This is a genomic window from Burkholderia semiarida (genome assembly GCF_029268935.1).
In the GTDB taxonomy this organism is placed as follows: domain Bacteria; phylum Pseudomonadota; class Gammaproteobacteria; order Burkholderiales; family Burkholderiaceae; genus Burkholderia; species Burkholderia semiarida.
In genome coordinates, this window is the sequence record NZ_JAHLCL010000008.1 from 1725948 (window position 1) to 1742874 (window position 16927).

Here is a 16927-nt window from a genome sequence, read left to right on the forward strand (position 1 = left end):
CAACGATCTTCCCACCCATTATCTCCGGTGTTGTCACAATGGAATCGAGCATACCGAATCGATTTACGCTTCGGAAGATGCACGAGACGCAATGTATCAATGACGTTGACGCACGCCACCAGAGTTGCACGACACGTCATATCGAAACGGCCGCACGACTGGCGGGCGCGATCGCATCGGCCACGCGCGGCGCGCAGATACTGCGCACGCAATCGCGCAGCCAGCGATGCGCGGGGTCGCGATCGAAACGCGGGTGCCAGATCTGCGAGACGGTCAGGTCCGCGATCGGCAACGGCAGCGTGAAGCTGTACATGCCGGCGCGGGACCGCTCGGTCTGCCGCTCCGGCACGCTGGCGACGAAGTCCGAGCTGCGCGCGAGCGACAGCGCGGTCGGGAAGCTCGACACGACGGTGGTCACCGAGCGCACGATGCCGAGGGAATCGAGCAGCGTATCGATCGGGCCGTTGAACTGCCCGCGGCGCGACACGCCCACTTGCGGGAACGACGCGAAGCGTTGCGGCGTGATTTCGCCGGTCGCCAGCGGATGATCCGCGCGGACCACGCCGATGAAGCGGTCGCGAAACAGCGCCTGCACGCGCAGTTCCGGGCCGGCCTGGCCGATCACGCCGACTTCGAGATCGATGTCGCCGTTGCGCAGCGCATCGACATGCTTGTTGGGTTTCGGCGCGAAGCGCAGCCGCACGTCGGGCGCGACGCGCGACGCGTGTTCGAGCAGCGCCGGCGCGAAGGTCTCGACGAAGGCCTCGTTCGCGCGAATCGAGAACGTGCGCTTGAGCGTACGCATGTCGACCCGCTCGCACGGGCACATGACCGAATGCGCCTCCACGACGAGCGCATGCACCCTGTCGCGCAACTCGAGCGCACGCGGCGTCGGCACGAGATCGCGCCCGGCCCGCACCAGCAACGGATCGCCCGTCATCACCCGCAGTCGCGCGAGCGACCGGCTGAGTGCGGACGGACTGAGGCCGAGCGCGTTGGCCGCGCCCACGACGCTGTTCTCGGACAACAACGCGTCCAGAACGACGAGAAGATTGAGGTCGATGGAAGTCGCCATGTTGCGCTCTTGCTGTACTGTCGGGACCGGCCGGCCGATGGGCCAGCGGCATCGTGCCTCGGGCGTATGTGCTCCGTGATTCGCGATAGACCGGAAATCGGCAGTCGCGCCGCCGAGCCCGACGCACGATCGTGCGTCCGCCGAAATGGCGGGCAGTGAATGGCGGGGAGTATTCGTGCCGCTGAGAAAAATCCGCTGCGGATTTATTGCACTTGTGAACGATTGTGCACCGCGTTGCAATAAATCGCAACCCGACACGATGCGTATCAGGTTTAAATGAAACGATGAACGCGAATGAACAATAAAACAAAACCGATTCGATTGCGTCGCGCCGCGCATCGCGCACGCAAGCAGGCCGGTGAAGCAAGGCCTGCCTCGGCGGAGCCCGCGCGAGCCTTGACAGGCGCTGCGCGGCCGGCCGGCACGGCGTGCGCGCAAAGCACCGCACGGTCCGCTCATCGCGATCGAATAACAGAACTTTTAGACTCTTCTATTGACTTTCTCGACAATATTCCGTCTTGGCTCGCATACGTTTCACGAAACAAATCCCGATCAACCGATTTTGCGAAAATCTTCCGGCGATTCGAGAAAACCGGCTGGAGTGTCCGCCGCGCCCGTTTTGCGACTCGATCGGCATTTCACCGGAGTTCGGTGATGTTTCGTCCGACTCGCCCGGCTGGAATGTCCACCGTTGTCAAAACCGCGCTTCAATCTGCTCGGTCCGGCCGCGCATGCAATCGGCGCTGCACTCGCCCATACCTCGCTGCTGCAGCTTGCCCGTGCGCTCTCCCGCGAACCGTCCGCCCCAGGGTGAACGATTCCGCTGTGGCCTCGCCCGCGCCGCAAACAACAGGAATCCTCATGAAATTCGTCGACGCCGGATTACCCGGCGTCCGTCGCGATTCATGCTCGGCGATCACGGAGGCTTGCCGGGCCACCCGGCGCCATCGGCGCTTGCCGGCGGACGTGCGAAACGACGGCGCGACGATGTGCGCTCGACCCATCGCCGCTCGCGGGCGAACCGCCGGTCAGTCGTCGTGCTTGTGGCGCTTTTTGTTCTTGTGCTTGTTGCCGTGGTAATGATCGCTGGAACGCGAGTTGTTGCGCGACACGTGGCCGCCCAGCGCCGCACCTGCGCCGCCGCCCACGGCAGCGCCGACGAGGCTGCCGGCCGTGCCGCCCATCGCGTTGCCCGCAGCGGCGCCGGCGCCGCCGCCCAGAGCGCCGCCGACGACCGCGCCCGTGCGTTCCCGCTTGTTCGACGTCACCGCACCGCCTGCGCCACCGCCCACGGCCCCGCCGATGATCGCCCCCGTGCTCCCGCCGACCGCGTTGCCGACCGCCGCGCCGGCGACGCCACCCAGCGCGCCGCCCAGTGCGTTATTCGTGTCGCCTGCCACGGCAGGCAGCGACGCCACCGCAGTCGCACCGACCACCACTGCCATCCCGGCCAATTTCTTCAGCATTTTTTTGCCCCTTCCGCTTGATGAGATATCGGTGCGCGAATCTAGCACCTTTCCGCTAAGCCCATCGTAATGAAGCGTTAAATCGGGTGTTTTTTCTGACCGGGATCGCCGCGACGGCGCATCCCGTCGGCACGTTCGCCCCCTGCCACGACGCGACGGACGCTTCGTATCGCAGCCCCGGCCTCTCCCGCCGCGTCGGTCCTTCCCGCGCCCACGATCCTGCATTACCATCGTGCGTCCGCCGCGCCTGCCCGCTTCCGGCTGGCGAGCCCAGCCACCTCCCCGTTCCCGCAACCGATGCTTGCCCTCATCATCCTCGCCGGCCTCTGGGCCGGCCTCCAGAACGCCCTCGCGGGCGGCGGCTCGTTCATCACGCTGCCCGCGCTGATCGTGTCGGGGATGTCACCGCTCGCGGCCAACATCACGTCGACGGTCGCGCTGTTTCCCGGCCAGGTCACGACGGGCTGGGCGAGCCGGAACATGGTGAGCGGCGTCGGCAGGCTGCCGTTTCGCGCACTGTTCGCGATCAGCGTGGCCGGCGGCGCGCTCGGCGGCCTGCTGCTGCTCAAGACGCCGTCGTCGATCTTCTCGCACCTGGTGCCGTGGCTCGTGCTGTTCGCGACGGTCGTGTTCGCGTGGGGCAGTTTCTTCCGCAAACCGGGCGCGGGCGCGCAACATCTCGGCCCCGTCGCGGCCGGGGTCTCGCAGTTCCTGATCGCGGTCTACGGCGGCTACTTCGGCGGCGGCATCGGGTTCCTGATGATGGCCGCGCTGACGATGGCCGGCCTGCCGCCGCGCCACGCGATGTCGACGAAGAATGCGCTCGCGGGCGTGATGAACGCATCGGCCGTCGTGCTGTTCGTGACGTCGCCCGAACTGCACTGGCGGGCGGCGATCGCGCTCGGTGCGGGCGCGATCGTCGGCGGCCTGCTCGGCGCGTGGGCGCTGCATCGCGTGAACGAACGCGTGCTGCGCATCGCGATCGTCTGCATCGGCGCGCTGCTGACCGTCGGGTTGTTCGTCAAACCGATCTGACGCACGCCCGTTGCCGCCGCGATCGCGGCACGCGACGCGCAAACCGCAACACGTCTTTCGCGATCCGGTGCCGAACCGGGTCGCGCTGCCAGGGCTTGTCGCCGTGCCGGAGTCGTAGGCGTTCAACCCGGATTCGCGCGTCCCGTGTCGGTTCGCGGTCCTGACGGCGCGCGCGAACGTCGCGGCGCATTGCTTGCGGCGAAGGCAGCCGTCGTTCGGGCCGGCCGCCGGCGTGAAGCATCGCAGGCCGGCGCAAGGCCGACCGGCGTTCGCACTCCGTTCAGCCGAACGGCCGCACGCCGATCAGCGGGCCGTGCAGGAACCGCGCGAACACGGCCCAGGCGACGAGTCCGGCCGCAACGGCCGCGACGTCGCCGGCCAGCCCGCCGGCCGGATAGCGGACACCGTCGCGGCGATCCCGCGCACGCGACACGACGAAATCGACGATCGACCACACGAAGAACGCGCCGAACAGCACGACTGCGTGCACGGTGCCGTTCACCAGCAGGTGCGCCACCGCCCAGACCATCACGCCGGCCAGCATCGGATGGCCGACGAGCGTCTTGATCCGGTTGCGCGGCACGTACGACGCGGCGATCAGCACGAACGCGACCGCGGTCAGCATGCCCGTCAGGTGGCGCACGCCGACCGGCGACACCCACAGCAGCGTCGCGCCCGCCCGGGCGATCCCGTACCCCCAGATGATCAGCGCGAAACCGACGATCGACGCGATCGCGTAACCGCCCTTCCAGGCCTTCTCGCCGATCCGCTCGATCGTCGCGGACCGCCAGCCGTCGGCGACGATCCGGATCGAGTGCACACCGAGGAAGATCGCTAAACCGAGAATCAGGACGAGCATCGGCTGTCTCCGTCTGGGATGGTGAGTGGGGAAGCGTTCCGCGCGGCGTACGGTGCGCCGTTCGCGGGGCCGGCGGCGAGGCCGGTGCGGGTCGCCAGGCACGGGCGCAACCCGCGCCGATCATAAACGCCGGGGCGGCCGTTGTGAAGCATGCAGGACGTGCGGTGCGTCAAGCTCGATGCATTCGTGCGCCGGATCGTGCGGGCGAGTCGGCACGCGCAGCGTGCGGGTGGGCCGCGACGGGCATACCTGAAATTCAGGAACGCGAAAATCGCGACGCCGTCGCTTCTCGTAACCGGTACTACGCCTGCTTGCGCTTCGCCGCAGGTTTCGGTGCCGGCGCGGGCGATGATTTCGATGCCGGTTTCGCTTTCTGCGCCGACACCGGTTTCGATGCGGATTTCGCCGCCGGCTTCGTTTTCTGTGCCGACGCGGGTTTCGTTGCCGGTTTCGTTGCCGGTTTCGTTGCCGGTTTCGTTGCCGGTTTCGTTGCCGGTTTCGTTGCCGGTTTCGACGCAGCCTTCGCAGCAGCTTTCGGCGCGGCCTTCGGCCCCGCCCCGGCTACCGTCTTCGACGCCGCCCTCGCCTTGCGCTTCGGCGGCCCGGCCAGCAGCGCCGCGCGATACGCGCCGCGGCACCAGTCGAACAGCGCGCCCGCATCCTCGAGCACGTCGGCCGGCGTTTCGTAATAGCCCTCGAGTGCGACGGTGCGCGTGGGCCGCGCATACGAGAACGGCCCCATCCCCGCCGCGACGAACGCCGGCCGGTTCACGTCGTCCACACGCAGGAACAGCGACCCGCGCGACAGGAAGCCGAACATCACGCCGTCGAGCCGCAACGCCGCACCGCTGAAGAACCGTGCAACGGTGACCGTGCCGAGCGGCGCAAGCCGATACGCGATTTCCTCACCGTGCGCCTTCTCCGCCTGCCAGCTCATGCGGACACCTCGCAGCGCCGCGTCCACGCATCGAACTCCGCCGCGTCGACACCCACGGCCGCCGCGCTCTCGCGAATCTGCCGCCACGTCGCGCGGTCGACCGGAATGCCGGCCGTGCCGCGCGCGGCGCGGCTCGCTTCTTCAGGTTCTCCAGGCATCCGCACCGGCGTATCGCCGGCCTGCGGCGACGCCTTCGCCCATGCAACGAATGCATCGGCTTCGCGTTCGGCATCGGCCGCGTCGAACGCGTTCGGATCGATCAGCACCGACAGCATCCCGTTGACGATCGCACTCGTCTTCTGCAGCGTATCGCCGTACGTCGTATGCCCGCCCACCAGCGCACCGCCGAAGATCTCGCACATCGCCGCGAGCGCATAGCCCTTGTGCAGCCCGAACGGCAGCAGCGCGCCGAACGGCTGCTCGTGCATCACGGCCGGATCGTCGGTCGGCTGGCCGCGATGGTCGATCAGCGACCCGGCCGGCACGCGCTTGCCCTGGTTGTAGGCGACGCGCGTCTTGCCGTACGCGATCGCGCTCGTCGCGAAATCGAGCAGCAGCGGCGGCTTGCCCGCTCGCGGATACGCGGCGCAGAACGGGTTCGTGCCGAAACGCGGATCGGTGCCGTGCAGCGGCGCGACCAGCAGGTCGCCCGGCACGTTGACGAAATGGAACGACACGAGCCCCGCGCGCGCGCACTGTTCGGCCCAATGCCCGATGCGGCCCAGGTGGTGAACGTCGCGCAGCCCGATCGCGCAGATGCCCATGCGTCGCGCGCGCTCGATCCCTTCGACCATCGCCTCGAACGCGATCACCTGGCCGAAGCCGCGCCCGCCGTCGATCGTCAGCACCGCGCCGCCGTCGCGGACGATCGACGCGTGCCCGTTCAGTTGCAACTGCCCTTCCCGCCACGACGCGACGTAATTCGGGATCATCCCGATCCCGTGCGAATCGTGTCCGGCGAGATTCGCGCCCACCAGATGATCGGCGACGAGCGTCGCCTCGCGCGGGTGGCTGCCGGCCCGTTCCCAAAGTGCCGCGACGAATGCATGCAGCGGTTCGGCGCGCATGCGCAGCGGTTCGGTATCGGGCGTCGGCAGTGCGGTCATCGGCAACACTCCATCCAGTCGGTTCGGCTCGGGCAATCGATACGTCGAACGCTGCGACGATCAGCGTGCGGTCGCGATCACGTCGGCCACCGCCGCCGTCAGCTTCTTCGCGTACGGCACGTGCAGGAACTCATTCGGACCGTGCGCGTTCGACTTCGGCCCGAGCACGCCGCACACCATGAACTGCGCCGCGGGGAAGCCTTCCTGCAGCACGTTCATCAGCGGAATCGTGCCGCCGAGGCCCATGTACGCGCAGTCGGCGCCGAAGTGGCGGCGCGACGCGGCGTCGAGCGACGACGCGAGCCACGGCGCGAGATCCGGCGCGCTCCAGCCGGTCGCGGCGCCCGCGTCCGGCTTGAACGTGACCTTCGCGTTGTACGGCGGATCGAGTTCGAGCAACGCCTTCAGTTGCTGTACGGCCTGCGCGGCGTCGACGAGCGGCGGCAGCCGCAGCGACAGCTTGAACGCGGTGCGCGGACGCAGCACGTTGCCCGCATCGGCGAGCGCCGGCATGCCGGCCGCGCCGGTGACCGACAGCGACGGACGCCACGTCGAATTCAGCAGCGCCTCGCGCGGATCGGTCGTGGTCGGCAGCACGGGCTTGCCGTCCTGGCCGCACGCCCACGGCAGCCCCTTCCACACCGTGTCGCCGAGAATCGCGGCGGCGGCCTCGGCTTCGCGCACGCGGCTGGCCGGAATCTCGCAATGGAACGCGCCCGGCAGCAGGTTGCCGTTCTTCGCGTCCTCGAGGCGTTCGAACAACTGGCGCATCACACGGAAGCTCGACGGCGCGATGCCGCCATAGACGCCCGAATGAATGCCTTCTTCGAGTACCTCGACCTGCAGGTCGCCGGACACGAGGCCGCGCAGCGACGTGGTGAGCCACATCTGGTCGTAGTTGCCGGCGCCCGAATCGAGGCACACGACGAGCGATACCTGGCCGAGCCGGTCGCGCAACGCGTCGACGTACGGCAGCAGGTCGTAGCTGCCCGACTCTTCGCAGGTCTCGATCAGGCCCACGCAGCGCGGCCGCTCGATGCCCTGCTCGTCGAGCGCGCCGAGCGCCGCGAGGCTCGCGTAGATCGCGTAGCCGTCGTCCGCGCCGCCGCGGCCGTACAGCTTGCCGTTCTCGAACTTCGGCGTCCACGGGCCGAGGTCCGCGCGCCAGCCGTCGAATTCGGGCTGCTTGTCGAGGTGGCCGTACAGCAGGATCGTATCGGTGCTGCCCGAGCGCGTGGCCGGCGACTCGAAGAAGATCACCGGCGTGCGGCCCGGCAGACGGACGATTTCGAGCTTCAGGCCCTTCACCGGCTGCCGTTCGGCCCACTGCGCGGCGTCGGTGACGACGCGCTCGAGATAGCCCCGCTTCGCCCAGTCGGGGTCGAATGCGGGGCTCTTCGCGGGAATCGCGATGTAGTCGGTCAGCGCGTGGAGGATTTCATCGTTCCACTTGCGCTCGATGAAGGTCACGAGCTTGTCATGGTCGAGGACGCGGGTAGTGTCGACGGATGTCATGGTGGGGGTGCCTGGATCGGGCTGACGAAAACCCAGATCATACGCCGATGCTCCCCCGCCGGCGCCCCCTTCCCGGCTGTTCGGACCGCGTTCGGCAACGCGTCGCGCAGCCCGGCCGCGCAGGCGAGCGCGTCGCGCCACAGGCGCCGCGTCGGTTCACCCGCATCCTTCTTCGCGTGCGGGACGGCATCGTTGTTCGGAATGAGCGGCCGCCGCCACATGAGTCGCGCTTTTCATCGTCGCGCACGCGCGGCCCTGCCCGGCGCGCGCTACGTGCCGCCGCGATCCATCCCGCGCCGGTACGCGGCCGGGCTCGTCGCCGCGACGCGCCGGAAATGCCGGCGCAGCGATTCCTCGGAACCGAACCCCGCGCGCGCCGCGATCTGCGCGAGCGACAACGCGGGCTGCGCTTCGAGCATGTCCTTCGCGACGTTCACGCGTTCGCGGATCAGCCACGCGAGCGGCGACATCCCCGTCGCATCCGCGAACTGCCGCTGCAGCGTGCGCGTGCTCATCGCGGCCTGCGCGGCGAGCGATGCGAGCGTGTGCGGCTCGGCCGCATGCGCGCGCATCCAGTCGATCAGCTTCGCGAGCCGGTCGGTGCCGCCCGGTGCGACCGGACGCGGCACGAACTGCGCCTGCCCGCCGTCGCGATGCGGCGGCAGCACGAGGCGCTGCGCGACGCGGTTCGCGATCGCGCCGCCATGATCGCGGCGCACGAGATGCAGCAGCATGTCCAGCCCCGCCGCCGAGCCGGCCGACGTGACGATCCGCCCTTCGTCGACGTACAGCGCATCCGGATTCACGCGCAGCGCCGGATAACGCGCCTGCAGACGTTCCGCATACCGCCAGTGAGTCGTCACGGTCAGGCCGTCGAGCACGCCGGCCGCCGCCAGCACGAACACGCCCGAACAGATCGAGCAGAGCCGCGCGCCGCGCCGGTGCGCGGCCCGCAGCTTCTTCAGCAACGGCTCGGGCGGGCGTTCGTCCGGATCGCGCCAGCCGGGAATCACGATGGTGTCCGCGCGATCGAGCATCGCGAGCCGGTAGGGCGCGGCAACGGTAATGCCGCCTGCCGCGCGCACGGGCCCCGGCTCGCTCGCGCACACCGCGAAGCGATACCAGTCGACGCCGAGTTCCGGGCGCTCGAGCGCGAACAGTTCGACCACGCAGCCGAATTCGAACGTGCAGAGGCGATCGTAGGCGAGCGCGACGACGAGATGATTGTGCATGGCGCGATGTTACCGGAACTTGTCGATCGCGCCACTGCCGCGAAACCGGCCGAACCGCGATACTGCCCTTCATTGCGGCGCGTTCCGTGCCGCTCAACAAGGAGAGCCCGACCATGTCCCACGTCACCGACATCCCGGCCGCCGACAGCCCGGCCGCCCTCGCGCATTTCGAGGCATCGCTGCGCTTCGAGACCGACTGCTGGGACGTACACGATGCCCTCGCGTCCGGCACGCCCGATTTCGTGCTGCTCGACGTGCGCGGCCCCGATCTGTTCGCCGCCGGCCACGTGCCCGGCGCGCGCAACCTGCCGCACCGCAAGATCATCGAAGGCAAGCTCGCCGGTTACCCGGCCGACACGCTGTTCGTCGTCTACTGCGCGGGGCCGCACTGCAACGGCGCCGCGCGCGCGGCGGTCCGGCTCGCGCGCCTGGGCCGCCCGGTCAAGCTGATGATCGGCGGCGTGACGGGCTGGCTCGACGAAGGTTTCACGCTGAGCAACGACGTCCAGCCGGCGGACGCCGAAGCCGCCTGATCGTCACTAAAAGCGCAACAATCAATTGCCTGCACACGAACGGAAAAAGCGCGACAATCAGCCTCATTGCAGTTCGGACGGAGCAGCACCATGCATGATGCAGTCCTGATTCAAGTGGCCGGTTCAGTCGCGGCGATCGCGCTCTATTTCCTGCCGGCCGTCATTGCCGACCGGCGCGGCCGGCACGACAAGCTGACGATCGCGATGTTCAACGCACTGTTCGCATGGACGGGCATCGGCTGGCTGATGACGCTGTACTGGGCATGCCAGCCGAACCCGCGCACCGACGTCGCGCAGACGATCCTCGCGAAGCGCCGCGGCGTCAGCATGCGGACCTTCTCGACCGGCCTCGTCGAACGCGTGCAGCGCCGCGTCGCCGCGCAGGAGCAATGGGCGGAAAAGCAAGGCTGCCGTTAAGCCCCTGCCGTCAAGCCGCTCTTCCCCGCTTCACCGTATCGCGTCGAACTTCGGCATCCTGACGTTGGTCGACGCGCGGTAATCCCACTTCAGCGCGTCGCGCGGCGGCCAGCCGCCCGCGCGCAGCCGCGCCGCGAACGCCCCCGCCGTCACCGCCCGTGCGATCCGCTCGCCCGGACACCCATGCGGCCCCGTGCCGAAACCAAAATTCGGACCCGACACGCGGCCCGGCATCAGCCGGTGCGGATCGCGATGCACGGCCGGATCGCGGTTCGCCGCGGCAAGCACGACGAGGATGGCATCGCCGGCTTCGACGCGCACGCCTTCGATCGTCGTGCGCGCCGCGACGAAGCGGCGCGTGTTCTGCACCGGCGCATCGAAACGCCCGACTTCGGCGACGAATGCGTCGAGCGCGGCGGCATCCGGCACCGTGCCCGCTTCGCCGTTCCATGCCACGAGTGCATTGCCGAGCCATGCGGCCGTCGCCTCGCACGTCTGCGACAGCAACCCGACGAGATTCGCGACGAGCGCGCCGCTCGCGTGCCAGCCCGACGCACGGGCCGCCTGCTGTACCGCGGCGACCAGCGTGCGGTCGTGCGCATGCGACCGCGCGACGCGTTCCGTCATCCGGTCGAGCAGGTGCCGCGCCGCGTCGCTCGCGCGCGCCAGCGCCGCGGCATCCGACAGCGGCGACAGCGCGGCGACGAACTCGACGACCCGAGCAGCAATGTCGTCGAGCTGCGTTTCGTCGAAGCCGAGCAGATCGGCAACCGCGCACACGGGCACCGTCATGCACCACGCGTTCAGCGCATCGACATCGCCGGGCGCCGGCAACCGCCGCGCGGCAAGCACGTCGGCGCGATCGCGCAGCGCATCCGTATCGATCGGCGCGAACGCCGCGCGCAACGCCTGCTTCGGTACGTCGTGTCGCGACGGGCCGTCGTTCATGCGCACCAGTTCGCCGAACAGCGCGCCGGCCGTCGTGCCGCGCAACGCGGGCGGCACCGGCGCGTCCAGCGGCCGCACGCGGCAGGCCGGATGGCCGAGCACGGCCGTCACGGCGGCCGCGCGGCTCGCGACCCACAGGCCGAGCGTCGCGTCGAACGCGAGCGGCGGCCCGTCGACGAGCGCTGCGTAATAGGGATAGGGATCGCGGTGCGTGACCGCGGCAACAGGATCGGTCGGGTTCATGCGCTCAGTATCGGCGCCGCGCGCCGCCGCATGTTTCGGGATGGCGTGAAATGTCGTCGCACGGGCGCCGCGCGCCACGCGTGACACGTCGCGGCATCGCGGCGGCCGGCCGGCGTCAGGCCGCCGACCGCGAGCGGAGCGACTGCATGCGCAGCCGGACCCGTCCGGCCGAAATTGCGCGCGGCTCGGGCACCACCGTGTCGTGATGGAACATTTCCTGCCGGAACTCGCCGCTTTCGTCGAACCACTGGCAGATCAGCCAGTCGCCGTCGTCGAACACGACCGGCCCGGCATACGTGACGGTCATGCGCGGCCCGCCCGTTTTCAGCGTCACGACATCGCCCACGCGAAATCCGACGCGGTGATTTTCTCGGATCGTCATCGCTCTCTCAGCTTTTTATATATTCAATATATTGATATTCCGGCAGGCACTCGCCGATCATTGGAACGTGCCGCAGATTATCAATCAAAAAATCATCCCGCAACTCCCACGCACTGAAACGTTCTGAACTGGAACCTGCAACAATGCGCGGTATCGTCGCGTATGAAGGCCCGCCAAGCCTCATATCCGGCGCGGTTTGCGCGCCGGCGGCAGCCGATCGGAGCGGAATGCGGAGAATAAACGACGATTTTCGCGTCAGCGTCGGCGATTAATGCGGACGCGAAACCGATTGATTATCGTCAACCAATGCTTAAGTGGAAGCGATTCCGGATTTTATTGGGGCTCATTCATCGAACAAAATCGGCGAATTATCCGGCGCCGCAAACCAGCGGTTGATATCGCGCCCCGGCACGGCTGCCCGGCTGAAGGTGAACGTGCCGTCGCGCCGCATCTCCGTCGCCGCGCGCAGGAACGCACCGAACGCGGCCCGCGCCAGCGCGCCGCCGACGCTGACACGCTTCACGCCGAGCGCCGCCAGCGCGTCGAGGCTCAGCAACCCGCCCTGCAGACCCATGACGACATTGACGGGCGCGCCGACCGCCCGCGTCACGGCCGCGATTTCGTCGGGATCCGTGATGCCGGGCGCATAGAGCACGTCCGCGCCGGCGTCGCGATAGGCGACGAGCCGTGCGATCGTGTCGTCGAGGTCGCGGCGGCCGTGCAGGTAATTTTCGCAGCGGGCGGTCAGCGTGAACGGAAACGGCAGCGCGCGCGCCGCGTCGACGGCCGCCGCGATGCGCTCGACCGACGCGTCGCGCGCATAAATCGGCGTATCGGCGCGGCCGGTCGCGTCCTCGATCGAGCCGCCGACCGCGCCCGCCTCGGCCGCCAGCCGGATCGTTTCGGCCACCGTGTCGGGCGCGTCGCCGAAGCCGTTCTCCAGATCGGCGCTCACCGGCAAGCCGCCCGCGGCGACGAGCTCGGCGATATGAGCGAGCATCGCGTCGCGCTCGATCGCGTTGTCGGGGCGCCCTTTCGAAAACGCGTAGCCGGCGCTCGTCGTGGCGAGCGCCTCGAAGCCGGCCATCGCGAGCAGGCGCGCGGTGCCGGCATCCCACGGGTTCGGGATGATGAACGCGCCGGGGCGCGTGTGCAGCGCACGGAAAGCTTCGGCGTGGCGGGCTTGCAGGTCGGAACGGGTCATCGCGAACTCCCGGGAAGGTGTTGACGGATGAGCTTACGCCGGTCGTGCACGCGACGTTTCAGCTTTCGCCGAAATGTCGTCGCGCAACAGGAAAGACGCTGGCGTCGAAGCGGCCCGCCACTACGCCGGGCCGCCCACGTCGGTTCACGTCGATGCGGGCGGTCCGCCGCCGATGCCGAGCAACACGTCGGTGACGGCCTCGGAGAACCGCATCGCGCGACCGTCGATCAGCACGCCCTCCGGATTCGACGGATCGCGTACCGCTTGCGGCACGCCGTGCGCGATCAGCACGCGCGCGCACGCTTCCCAGTCGGGATCGCCGACGCCCTCCGGTTCGTTGACGGACGCCCAGGACAGCGTACCGAGCGCGTCGCTGCCGAATCCGTGCATCTCGCGCCAGCTTGCGCCGTGCGCGAGCAGGAACGCCAGCAGTTCGGCATCGCCGCGGAACACCGCGTGATTCAGCGCGCTCGCGTCCCAGTCGCCGCCTCGCGCGGCGATCGGCCAACCGAGTTCGACCATCGCCTTCACCGCGTCGCGCGAACCCCATGCGGCGGCGTCGGGCAGCAGCCGCAGCCGGTCGTCGGACAGCGCGCCGGGCAATTCGGGATGCTTCGCCTGAATACGCCGTGCGTCGTCGGCATCGGCGCGCGCGCAGGCCGCCATGAACGCGTCTTGCGCATCGAGCGCCTCCTGCGCGCCGGCCGCGCGCAACAGCGCCGCGACCTCGGACAACCCGGTCTGCATCGCGAGCCGATACGCGCTGACGCCCGCGGCGGTCCGCGCGCCGGGATCGGCGCCGGCCGCCAGCAGCGCGGCGACGTGGCGCGCCGGGCAACGCACGGCGATCGCGCGCAGCAACGGCGCGCCCCACGTCTTCGTCGGCCCTTCGCCGGCCGGCTCGTTCGGGTCGCCGCCATGCGCGAGCAGCAACTCGAGCGCGGCCGCGTCCGGCATGTCGAGCGCGCGCCGCAACGCATTGGTCCCGCCCACCCGGGCGCCGTGCTCGAGCAGCAGGCGCGTGCATGCCGGGTTCTCCACCGAGTGATACAGCGATTCGCCGTCGTTCGGATCGGCGCCGGCTTCCAGCAGCATCGCGGTGAGCGCGGGATCGCGATTGACGCCGGCGGCGCCATACAGCGCCGACAGCGGCGCCGACTCGTCGGGCTCGGCGAGCGAGGCCGGCGGATACCGGTTGCCGATCCGCTGGTTCGGATCGGCGCCCGCGTCGAGCAGATGGCTCGCGCACGCACGCAACCTGGCCGCGAATTCGGGAAGCTGCCCGAGCCGCGAATGCGTGACGGCGACGAGCGGCGGCAGCTTCAGCACACCGCCGGCGCGCGCGATCCAGCCGGGATCGGCGGCCAGCGCCGCCTTCACCGCGGCGAGATCGCCGGCCGCGCATGCGATCGCCGGGTCCGCCGACACGAGATCGGGATGGTCGAGCAGCAATTGCGCGGCCACGCGCGGCCGGGCCGCGTCGACGCCGCCGGTCACCTCCGCGCCGTACGCGTGGTCGAGCCAGCGCCGCATCAGCAGCGACCGCGCTTGCCGCGCGAGCGCATGCGTGTCGACGAACGCGCCGAGATCGGCCCAAGACGCAAAACCGTACTCGCGCGCGATGCACGACTGCGCGTCGTGCAGACGAAGCCCCAGCGCGAGCGTTTCGTCATGCGTGCGGTTCGCGGCGGCGGGCAGGAATGCGACGAAGCGTGCGACGGCATCGGCATCGCCCTGCCGGTACAGGCGCAACAACGCCTTGGCCTGCTTTTTCAGATGATCGGGATGGGCGTCGGGAGGCAGCTTTTTCATGCGGATCCTTGTGCATGGATGGCCGAAGGTCCGCAATACCGCCAGCACGAAGGATGGGGAAAGACCGGGTTTGCCGCGACAGGTGGGTTGAACCCTTTCCGCGGACCCGGAAGCGACCTGCATCGCTGCCCGGTATCGTAGGCGACGGCCGTCGGCATCGTCAATCGCGCGGCATCGCGCATGCGCGCAGCAGCGACGCCGTTCAGCCCGCGAGTTTCTTCGTCAGGAAGATGCGCGTGTGCCCGACCGGATAATCTGGCAGCTCGCCGAAGCGGACATAGCCGCGCTTCTCGTAGAACGGCCGCGCCTGGAAGTCGAACGTGTCGAGCCATGCGCTGTGACAGCCGCGCGCGACGGCCTCCTGTTCGGCCAGATCCATGATGCGCGTGCCGGCGCCCTGCCCGCGCGCGGCCTCGGGCACCACGAGCAGGTCGACATGCAGCCAGCCGAACGCCGTGCCGCCCCACAGGCCGCCGACCACCGCGCCGGCCGCGTCGGTCGCGATCACGGCCAGCGGCCGGAAGTCGACCGGGCCGGCCTGGCTTTCGTTGAAGCGAATGAGCGGCGCGACGATCTGCTTGCGCACGTCCGCGTCGCCCGCGTCGGTCACTGCATAGGTCAACGTCATCGATTGCGTCGGGTCATCAATGAAGGTTCGCTGAAACCGCACATCCCGCGCCCGTCAAACGACGTACGCGCCCTTCGCGTGCAGTTCCGCCTCGGTCCGCTCGAGCGCGGCGATCGCATCGCTGCCTTCGAGCGCCAGCAACTGCGCGACCAGCGCCTCGGCCATCGCGTGCGCGGCCACCAGCGACGGAAAGAACGACGGGCTGTCGTGCGTGAAGATCAGTTGCGCGTCCGCGTGCAGCGCGATCGGCGACACCGCGCTGTCGGTGATCGCGACGATCCGGCTGCCCTGCGCCTTCGCGGCCTGCGCGACGCGCGTCGCCTCGGCCGAATACGGCGCGAAGCTGACGATCACGGTCACGCTGTGCTTCGCGATCGTCCGCAACTCCATTTCGAGCGAACCGGCGACGCCGTTGAGCAGCGACACGGTCGGACGGAACAGCCGGTAGCCGTAGACGAAACCGAACGCGACCGGATAGCACGAGCGAAAGCCCGCCACGTGCACGTGCGATGCCTTGCGGATCAGCCTCGCCGCATCCGCGAGCACGTGCGCGTTCTGCGCGGCGGTCGCCGACAGGTTGTGCTGCTGCGCGGCGAGCAGATCGTGCGCGAGCGACGCCTTCGCGTCGGGCCGCACCAGCGAGCGCGCACGCTGCGTGAGCGGCTCGGGCCGCGTGCGCACGCGCGCGACGCACAGGTCGCGCAGCTCGTTCCAGCCTGGAAAGCCGAATTGCTGCGCGAGCCGCACGAGCGACGCGGGCTGCACCTGCGCGCGCTGCGCGACCTTGCGCATCGACGACGTGGCGACTTCGTCGGGATGATCGAGCAGGAAGGCGGCGCCCGCCTGGAATTGCGGGCTCAGCTCGGAAAATTGCGCCCGGATCCGGGACGCGAGTTCGTCGAAATTGGCGGCCATCTTGGTGGGAACGGGAACCGGTCGTCCATGGTATCACCGGCCCCGCGCCCACCTGTCAGCGCAGCACTTCGACGTGATCGGCGTCGACCTTCACGCTGCCCGACCATTTGCGCTCGAATTCGCCGGTCAGCTTCACTTCGTTCTTGTCGCTGACGGGCTGGCCGGCTGCCCACAACTTGTGGTCGATCTCGACGCGGATCGTGCCGGTGGCATCGACGAATTCGTAATCCTCGCCGCCGACGTGCTTGACGATGCGCCCCTGCAACTGCACGTGCTGGTCGTCCTTGCCATTCGCGAGCAGCTCCTTCACCGTCGTCGTGGTCAGCGCGGACGGCCCCGTGTATTGCGCATGGACGGCGGCAGGCAGCGTGGCGAGTGCAATCATCAGGATTCTGGCCAGGTGTTTCATGATCTCGTTCCTCTTCTTCGATGTGGCGCCGCGCTTCGTTGAACGCGACGGCGCCAGATTACGGACCGTAAGATTAAGCAAACCTGAAGGGCATGCCGAAGTGACACGGCGCCGCATCGGACGAGTACGAAACGAGGCCGCGCACCGCGCGCATTTAAGCCAGACCTAAGATGCGCACGCTTATCATGGGAACCCCGGGCGCCGCGGCGCC

17 protein-coding genes are annotated in these 16927 nt (G+C 68.9%); 3 read left to right on the forward strand and 14 right to left on the reverse strand.

Annotation, left to right across the window (positions count from 1 at the left end):
- Positions 1–136: 136 nt before the first annotated feature.
- Both KPB06_RS30965 and KPB06_RS30970 read right to left on the reverse strand, forming a co-directional pair.
- Positions 137–1075, reverse strand: a complete 939-nt coding sequence (locus tag KPB06_RS30965) for a LysR family transcriptional regulator (RefSeq protein ID WP_059584601.1) — start codon at positions 1073–1075, stop codon at positions 137–139.
- Between the two features lie 1028 nt (positions 1076–2103).
- A complete protein-coding gene (locus KPB06_RS30970) occupies positions 2104–2541 on the reverse strand; it encodes a hypothetical protein (RefSeq protein WP_059584599.1) in 438 nt (145 codons plus the stop codon).
- A 297-nt stretch (positions 2542–2838) separates the two neighbouring features.
- Here KPB06_RS30970 and KPB06_RS30975 point away from each other — a divergent pair, with 297 nt between their 5' ends.
- Complete coding sequence (locus tag KPB06_RS30975) at positions 2839–3576, forward strand: sulfite exporter TauE/SafE family protein (RefSeq protein ID WP_059584597.1); 738 nt, start codon at positions 2839–2841, stop codon at positions 3574–3576.
- Between the two features lie 280 nt (positions 3577–3856).
- Here KPB06_RS30975 and KPB06_RS30980 read toward each other — a convergent pair whose 3' ends face one another.
- The 5 genes from KPB06_RS30980 to ftrA form a co-directional block, all read right to left on the reverse strand.
- Entirely contained in the window at positions 3857–4435 is a 579-nt protein-coding gene (locus KPB06_RS30980; RefSeq protein WP_104012604.1) for an NnrU family protein, read from the reverse strand.
- A gap of 301 nt (positions 4436–4736) precedes the next feature.
- Positions 4737–5372 carry a TfoX/Sxy family protein gene (locus KPB06_RS30985; RefSeq protein ID WP_275905742.1) on the reverse strand — a complete coding sequence of 212 codons (636 nt, stop codon included), beginning with the start codon at positions 5370–5372 and terminating at the stop codon, positions 4737–4739.
- Complete coding sequence (locus KPB06_RS30990) at positions 5369–6478, reverse strand: malate/lactate/ureidoglycolate dehydrogenase (RefSeq protein WP_060012004.1); 1110 nt, start codon at positions 6476–6478, stop codon at positions 5369–5371. The genes KPB06_RS30985 and KPB06_RS30990 overlap by 4 nt, the downstream gene beginning before the upstream one ends.
- A gap of 60 nt (positions 6479–6538) precedes the next feature.
- Entirely contained in the window at positions 6539–7993 is a 1455-nt protein-coding gene (locus KPB06_RS30995; protein ID WP_059639823.1) for a M20 family metallopeptidase, read from the reverse strand.
- A gap of 269 nt (positions 7994–8262) precedes the next feature.
- On the reverse strand, positions 8263–9225 hold the full coding sequence (gene ftrA / locus KPB06_RS31000; RefSeq protein ID WP_059584588.1) for a transcriptional regulator FtrA: 963 nt from the start codon (positions 9223–9225) through the stop codon (positions 8263–8265).
- A 113-nt stretch (positions 9226–9338) separates the two neighbouring features.
- Between ftrA and KPB06_RS31005 the strand changes: the two genes are divergently transcribed.
- Both KPB06_RS31005 and KPB06_RS31010 read left to right on the forward strand, forming a co-directional pair.
- Complete coding sequence (locus tag KPB06_RS31005) at positions 9339–9758, forward strand: rhodanese-like domain-containing protein (protein ID WP_060012006.1); 420 nt, start codon at positions 9339–9341, stop codon at positions 9756–9758.
- 90 nt (positions 9759–9848) lie between these two features.
- Positions 9849–10175: a superinfection immunity protein gene (locus KPB06_RS31010; protein ID WP_006480800.1), complete on the forward strand. Its 327-nt coding sequence runs from the start codon at positions 9849–9851 to the stop codon at positions 10173–10175.
- Positions 10176–10205: 30 nt separating this feature from the next.
- Here the strand turns inward: KPB06_RS31010 and KPB06_RS31015 are convergent, their stop codons facing one another.
- The 7 genes from KPB06_RS31015 to KPB06_RS31045 form a co-directional block, all read right to left on the reverse strand.
- On the reverse strand, positions 10206–11366 hold the full coding sequence (locus KPB06_RS31015; RefSeq protein ID WP_060012008.1) for a cytochrome P450: 1161 nt from the start codon (positions 11364–11366) through the stop codon (positions 10206–10208).
- Positions 11367–11481: 115 nt separating this feature from the next.
- Entirely contained in the window at positions 11482–11748 is a 267-nt protein-coding gene (locus KPB06_RS31020) for a YodC family protein (RefSeq protein WP_059584584.1), read from the reverse strand.
- Between the two features lie 343 nt (positions 11749–12091).
- Complete coding sequence (locus tag KPB06_RS31025; protein WP_059584582.1) at positions 12092–12952, reverse strand: isocitrate lyase/PEP mutase family protein; 861 nt, start codon at positions 12950–12952, stop codon at positions 12092–12094.
- Between the two features lie 144 nt (positions 12953–13096).
- A complete protein-coding gene (locus tag KPB06_RS31030; protein ID WP_059584581.1) occupies positions 13097–14764 on the reverse strand; it encodes an ankyrin repeat domain-containing protein in 1668 nt (555 codons plus the stop codon).
- 202 nt (positions 14765–14966) lie between these two features.
- Positions 14967–15392, reverse strand: coding sequence for a GNAT family N-acetyltransferase (locus KPB06_RS31035; protein WP_059584579.1), 426 nt, complete (start codon positions 15390–15392; stop codon positions 14967–14969).
- Positions 15393–15446: 54 nt separating this feature from the next.
- A complete protein-coding gene (locus tag KPB06_RS31040; protein ID WP_059584577.1) occupies positions 15447–16307 on the reverse strand; it encodes a MurR/RpiR family transcriptional regulator in 861 nt (286 codons plus the stop codon).
- Between the two features lie 55 nt (positions 16308–16362).
- Entirely contained in the window at positions 16363–16716 is a 354-nt protein-coding gene (locus tag KPB06_RS31045) for a NirD/YgiW/YdeI family stress tolerance protein (RefSeq protein WP_059584575.1), read from the reverse strand.
- Positions 16717–16927 lie beyond the last annotated feature (211 nt).

Bases quoted from the DNA above. Each gene is read 5' to 3' on its own strand.
- KPB06_RS30965 (WP_059584601.1), bottom strand. From the start codon at position 1,075: ATGGCGACTTCCATCGACCTCAATCTTCTCGTCGTTCTGGACGCGTTG.
- KPB06_RS30970 (WP_059584599.1), bottom strand. From the start codon at position 2,541: ATGCTGAAGAAATTGGCCGGGATGGCAGTGGTGGTCGGTGCGACTGCG.
- KPB06_RS30975 (WP_059584597.1), top strand. From the start codon at position 2,839: ATGCTTGCCCTCATCATCCTCGCCGGCCTCTGGGCCGGCCTCCAGAAC.
- KPB06_RS30980 (WP_104012604.1), bottom strand. From the start codon at position 4,435: ATGCTCGTCCTGATTCTCGGTTTAGCGATCTTCCTCGGTGTGCACTCG.
- KPB06_RS30985 (WP_275905742.1), bottom strand. From the start codon at position 5,372: ATGAGCTGGCAGGCGGAGAAGGCGCACGGTGAGGAAATCGCGTATCGG.
- KPB06_RS30990 (WP_060012004.1), bottom strand. From the start codon at position 6,478: ATGACCGCACTGCCGACGCCCGATACCGAACCGCTGCGCATGCGCGCC.
- KPB06_RS30995 (WP_059639823.1), bottom strand. From the start codon at position 7,993: ATGACATCCGTCGACACTACCCGCGTCCTCGACCATGACAAGCTCGTG.
- ftrA (WP_059584588.1), bottom strand. From the start codon at position 9,225: ATGCACAATCATCTCGTCGTCGCGCTCGCCTACGATCGCCTCTGCACG.
- KPB06_RS31005 (WP_060012006.1), top strand. From the start codon at position 9,339: ATGTCCCACGTCACCGACATCCCGGCCGCCGACAGCCCGGCCGCCCTC.
- KPB06_RS31010 (WP_006480800.1), top strand. From the start codon at position 9,849: ATGCATGATGCAGTCCTGATTCAAGTGGCCGGTTCAGTCGCGGCGATC.
- KPB06_RS31015 (WP_060012008.1), bottom strand. From the start codon at position 11,366: ATGAACCCGACCGATCCTGTTGCCGCGGTCACGCACCGCGATCCCTAT.
- KPB06_RS31020 (WP_059584584.1), bottom strand. From the start codon at position 11,748: ATGACGATCCGAGAAAATCACCGCGTCGGATTTCGCGTGGGCGATGTC.
- KPB06_RS31025 (WP_059584582.1), bottom strand. From the start codon at position 12,952: ATGACCCGTTCCGACCTGCAAGCCCGCCACGCCGAAGCTTTCCGTGCG.
- KPB06_RS31030 (WP_059584581.1), bottom strand. From the start codon at position 14,764: ATGAAAAAGCTGCCTCCCGACGCCCATCCCGATCATCTGAAAAAGCAG.
- KPB06_RS31035 (WP_059584579.1), bottom strand. From the start codon at position 15,392: ATGACGTTGACCTATGCAGTGACCGACGCGGGCGACGCGGACGTGCGC.
- KPB06_RS31040 (WP_059584577.1), bottom strand. From the start codon at position 16,307: ATGGCCGCCAATTTCGACGAACTCGCGTCCCGGATCCGGGCGCAATTT.
- KPB06_RS31045 (WP_059584575.1), bottom strand. From the start codon at position 16,716: ATGAAACACCTGGCCAGAATCCTGATGATTGCACTCGCCACGCTGCCT.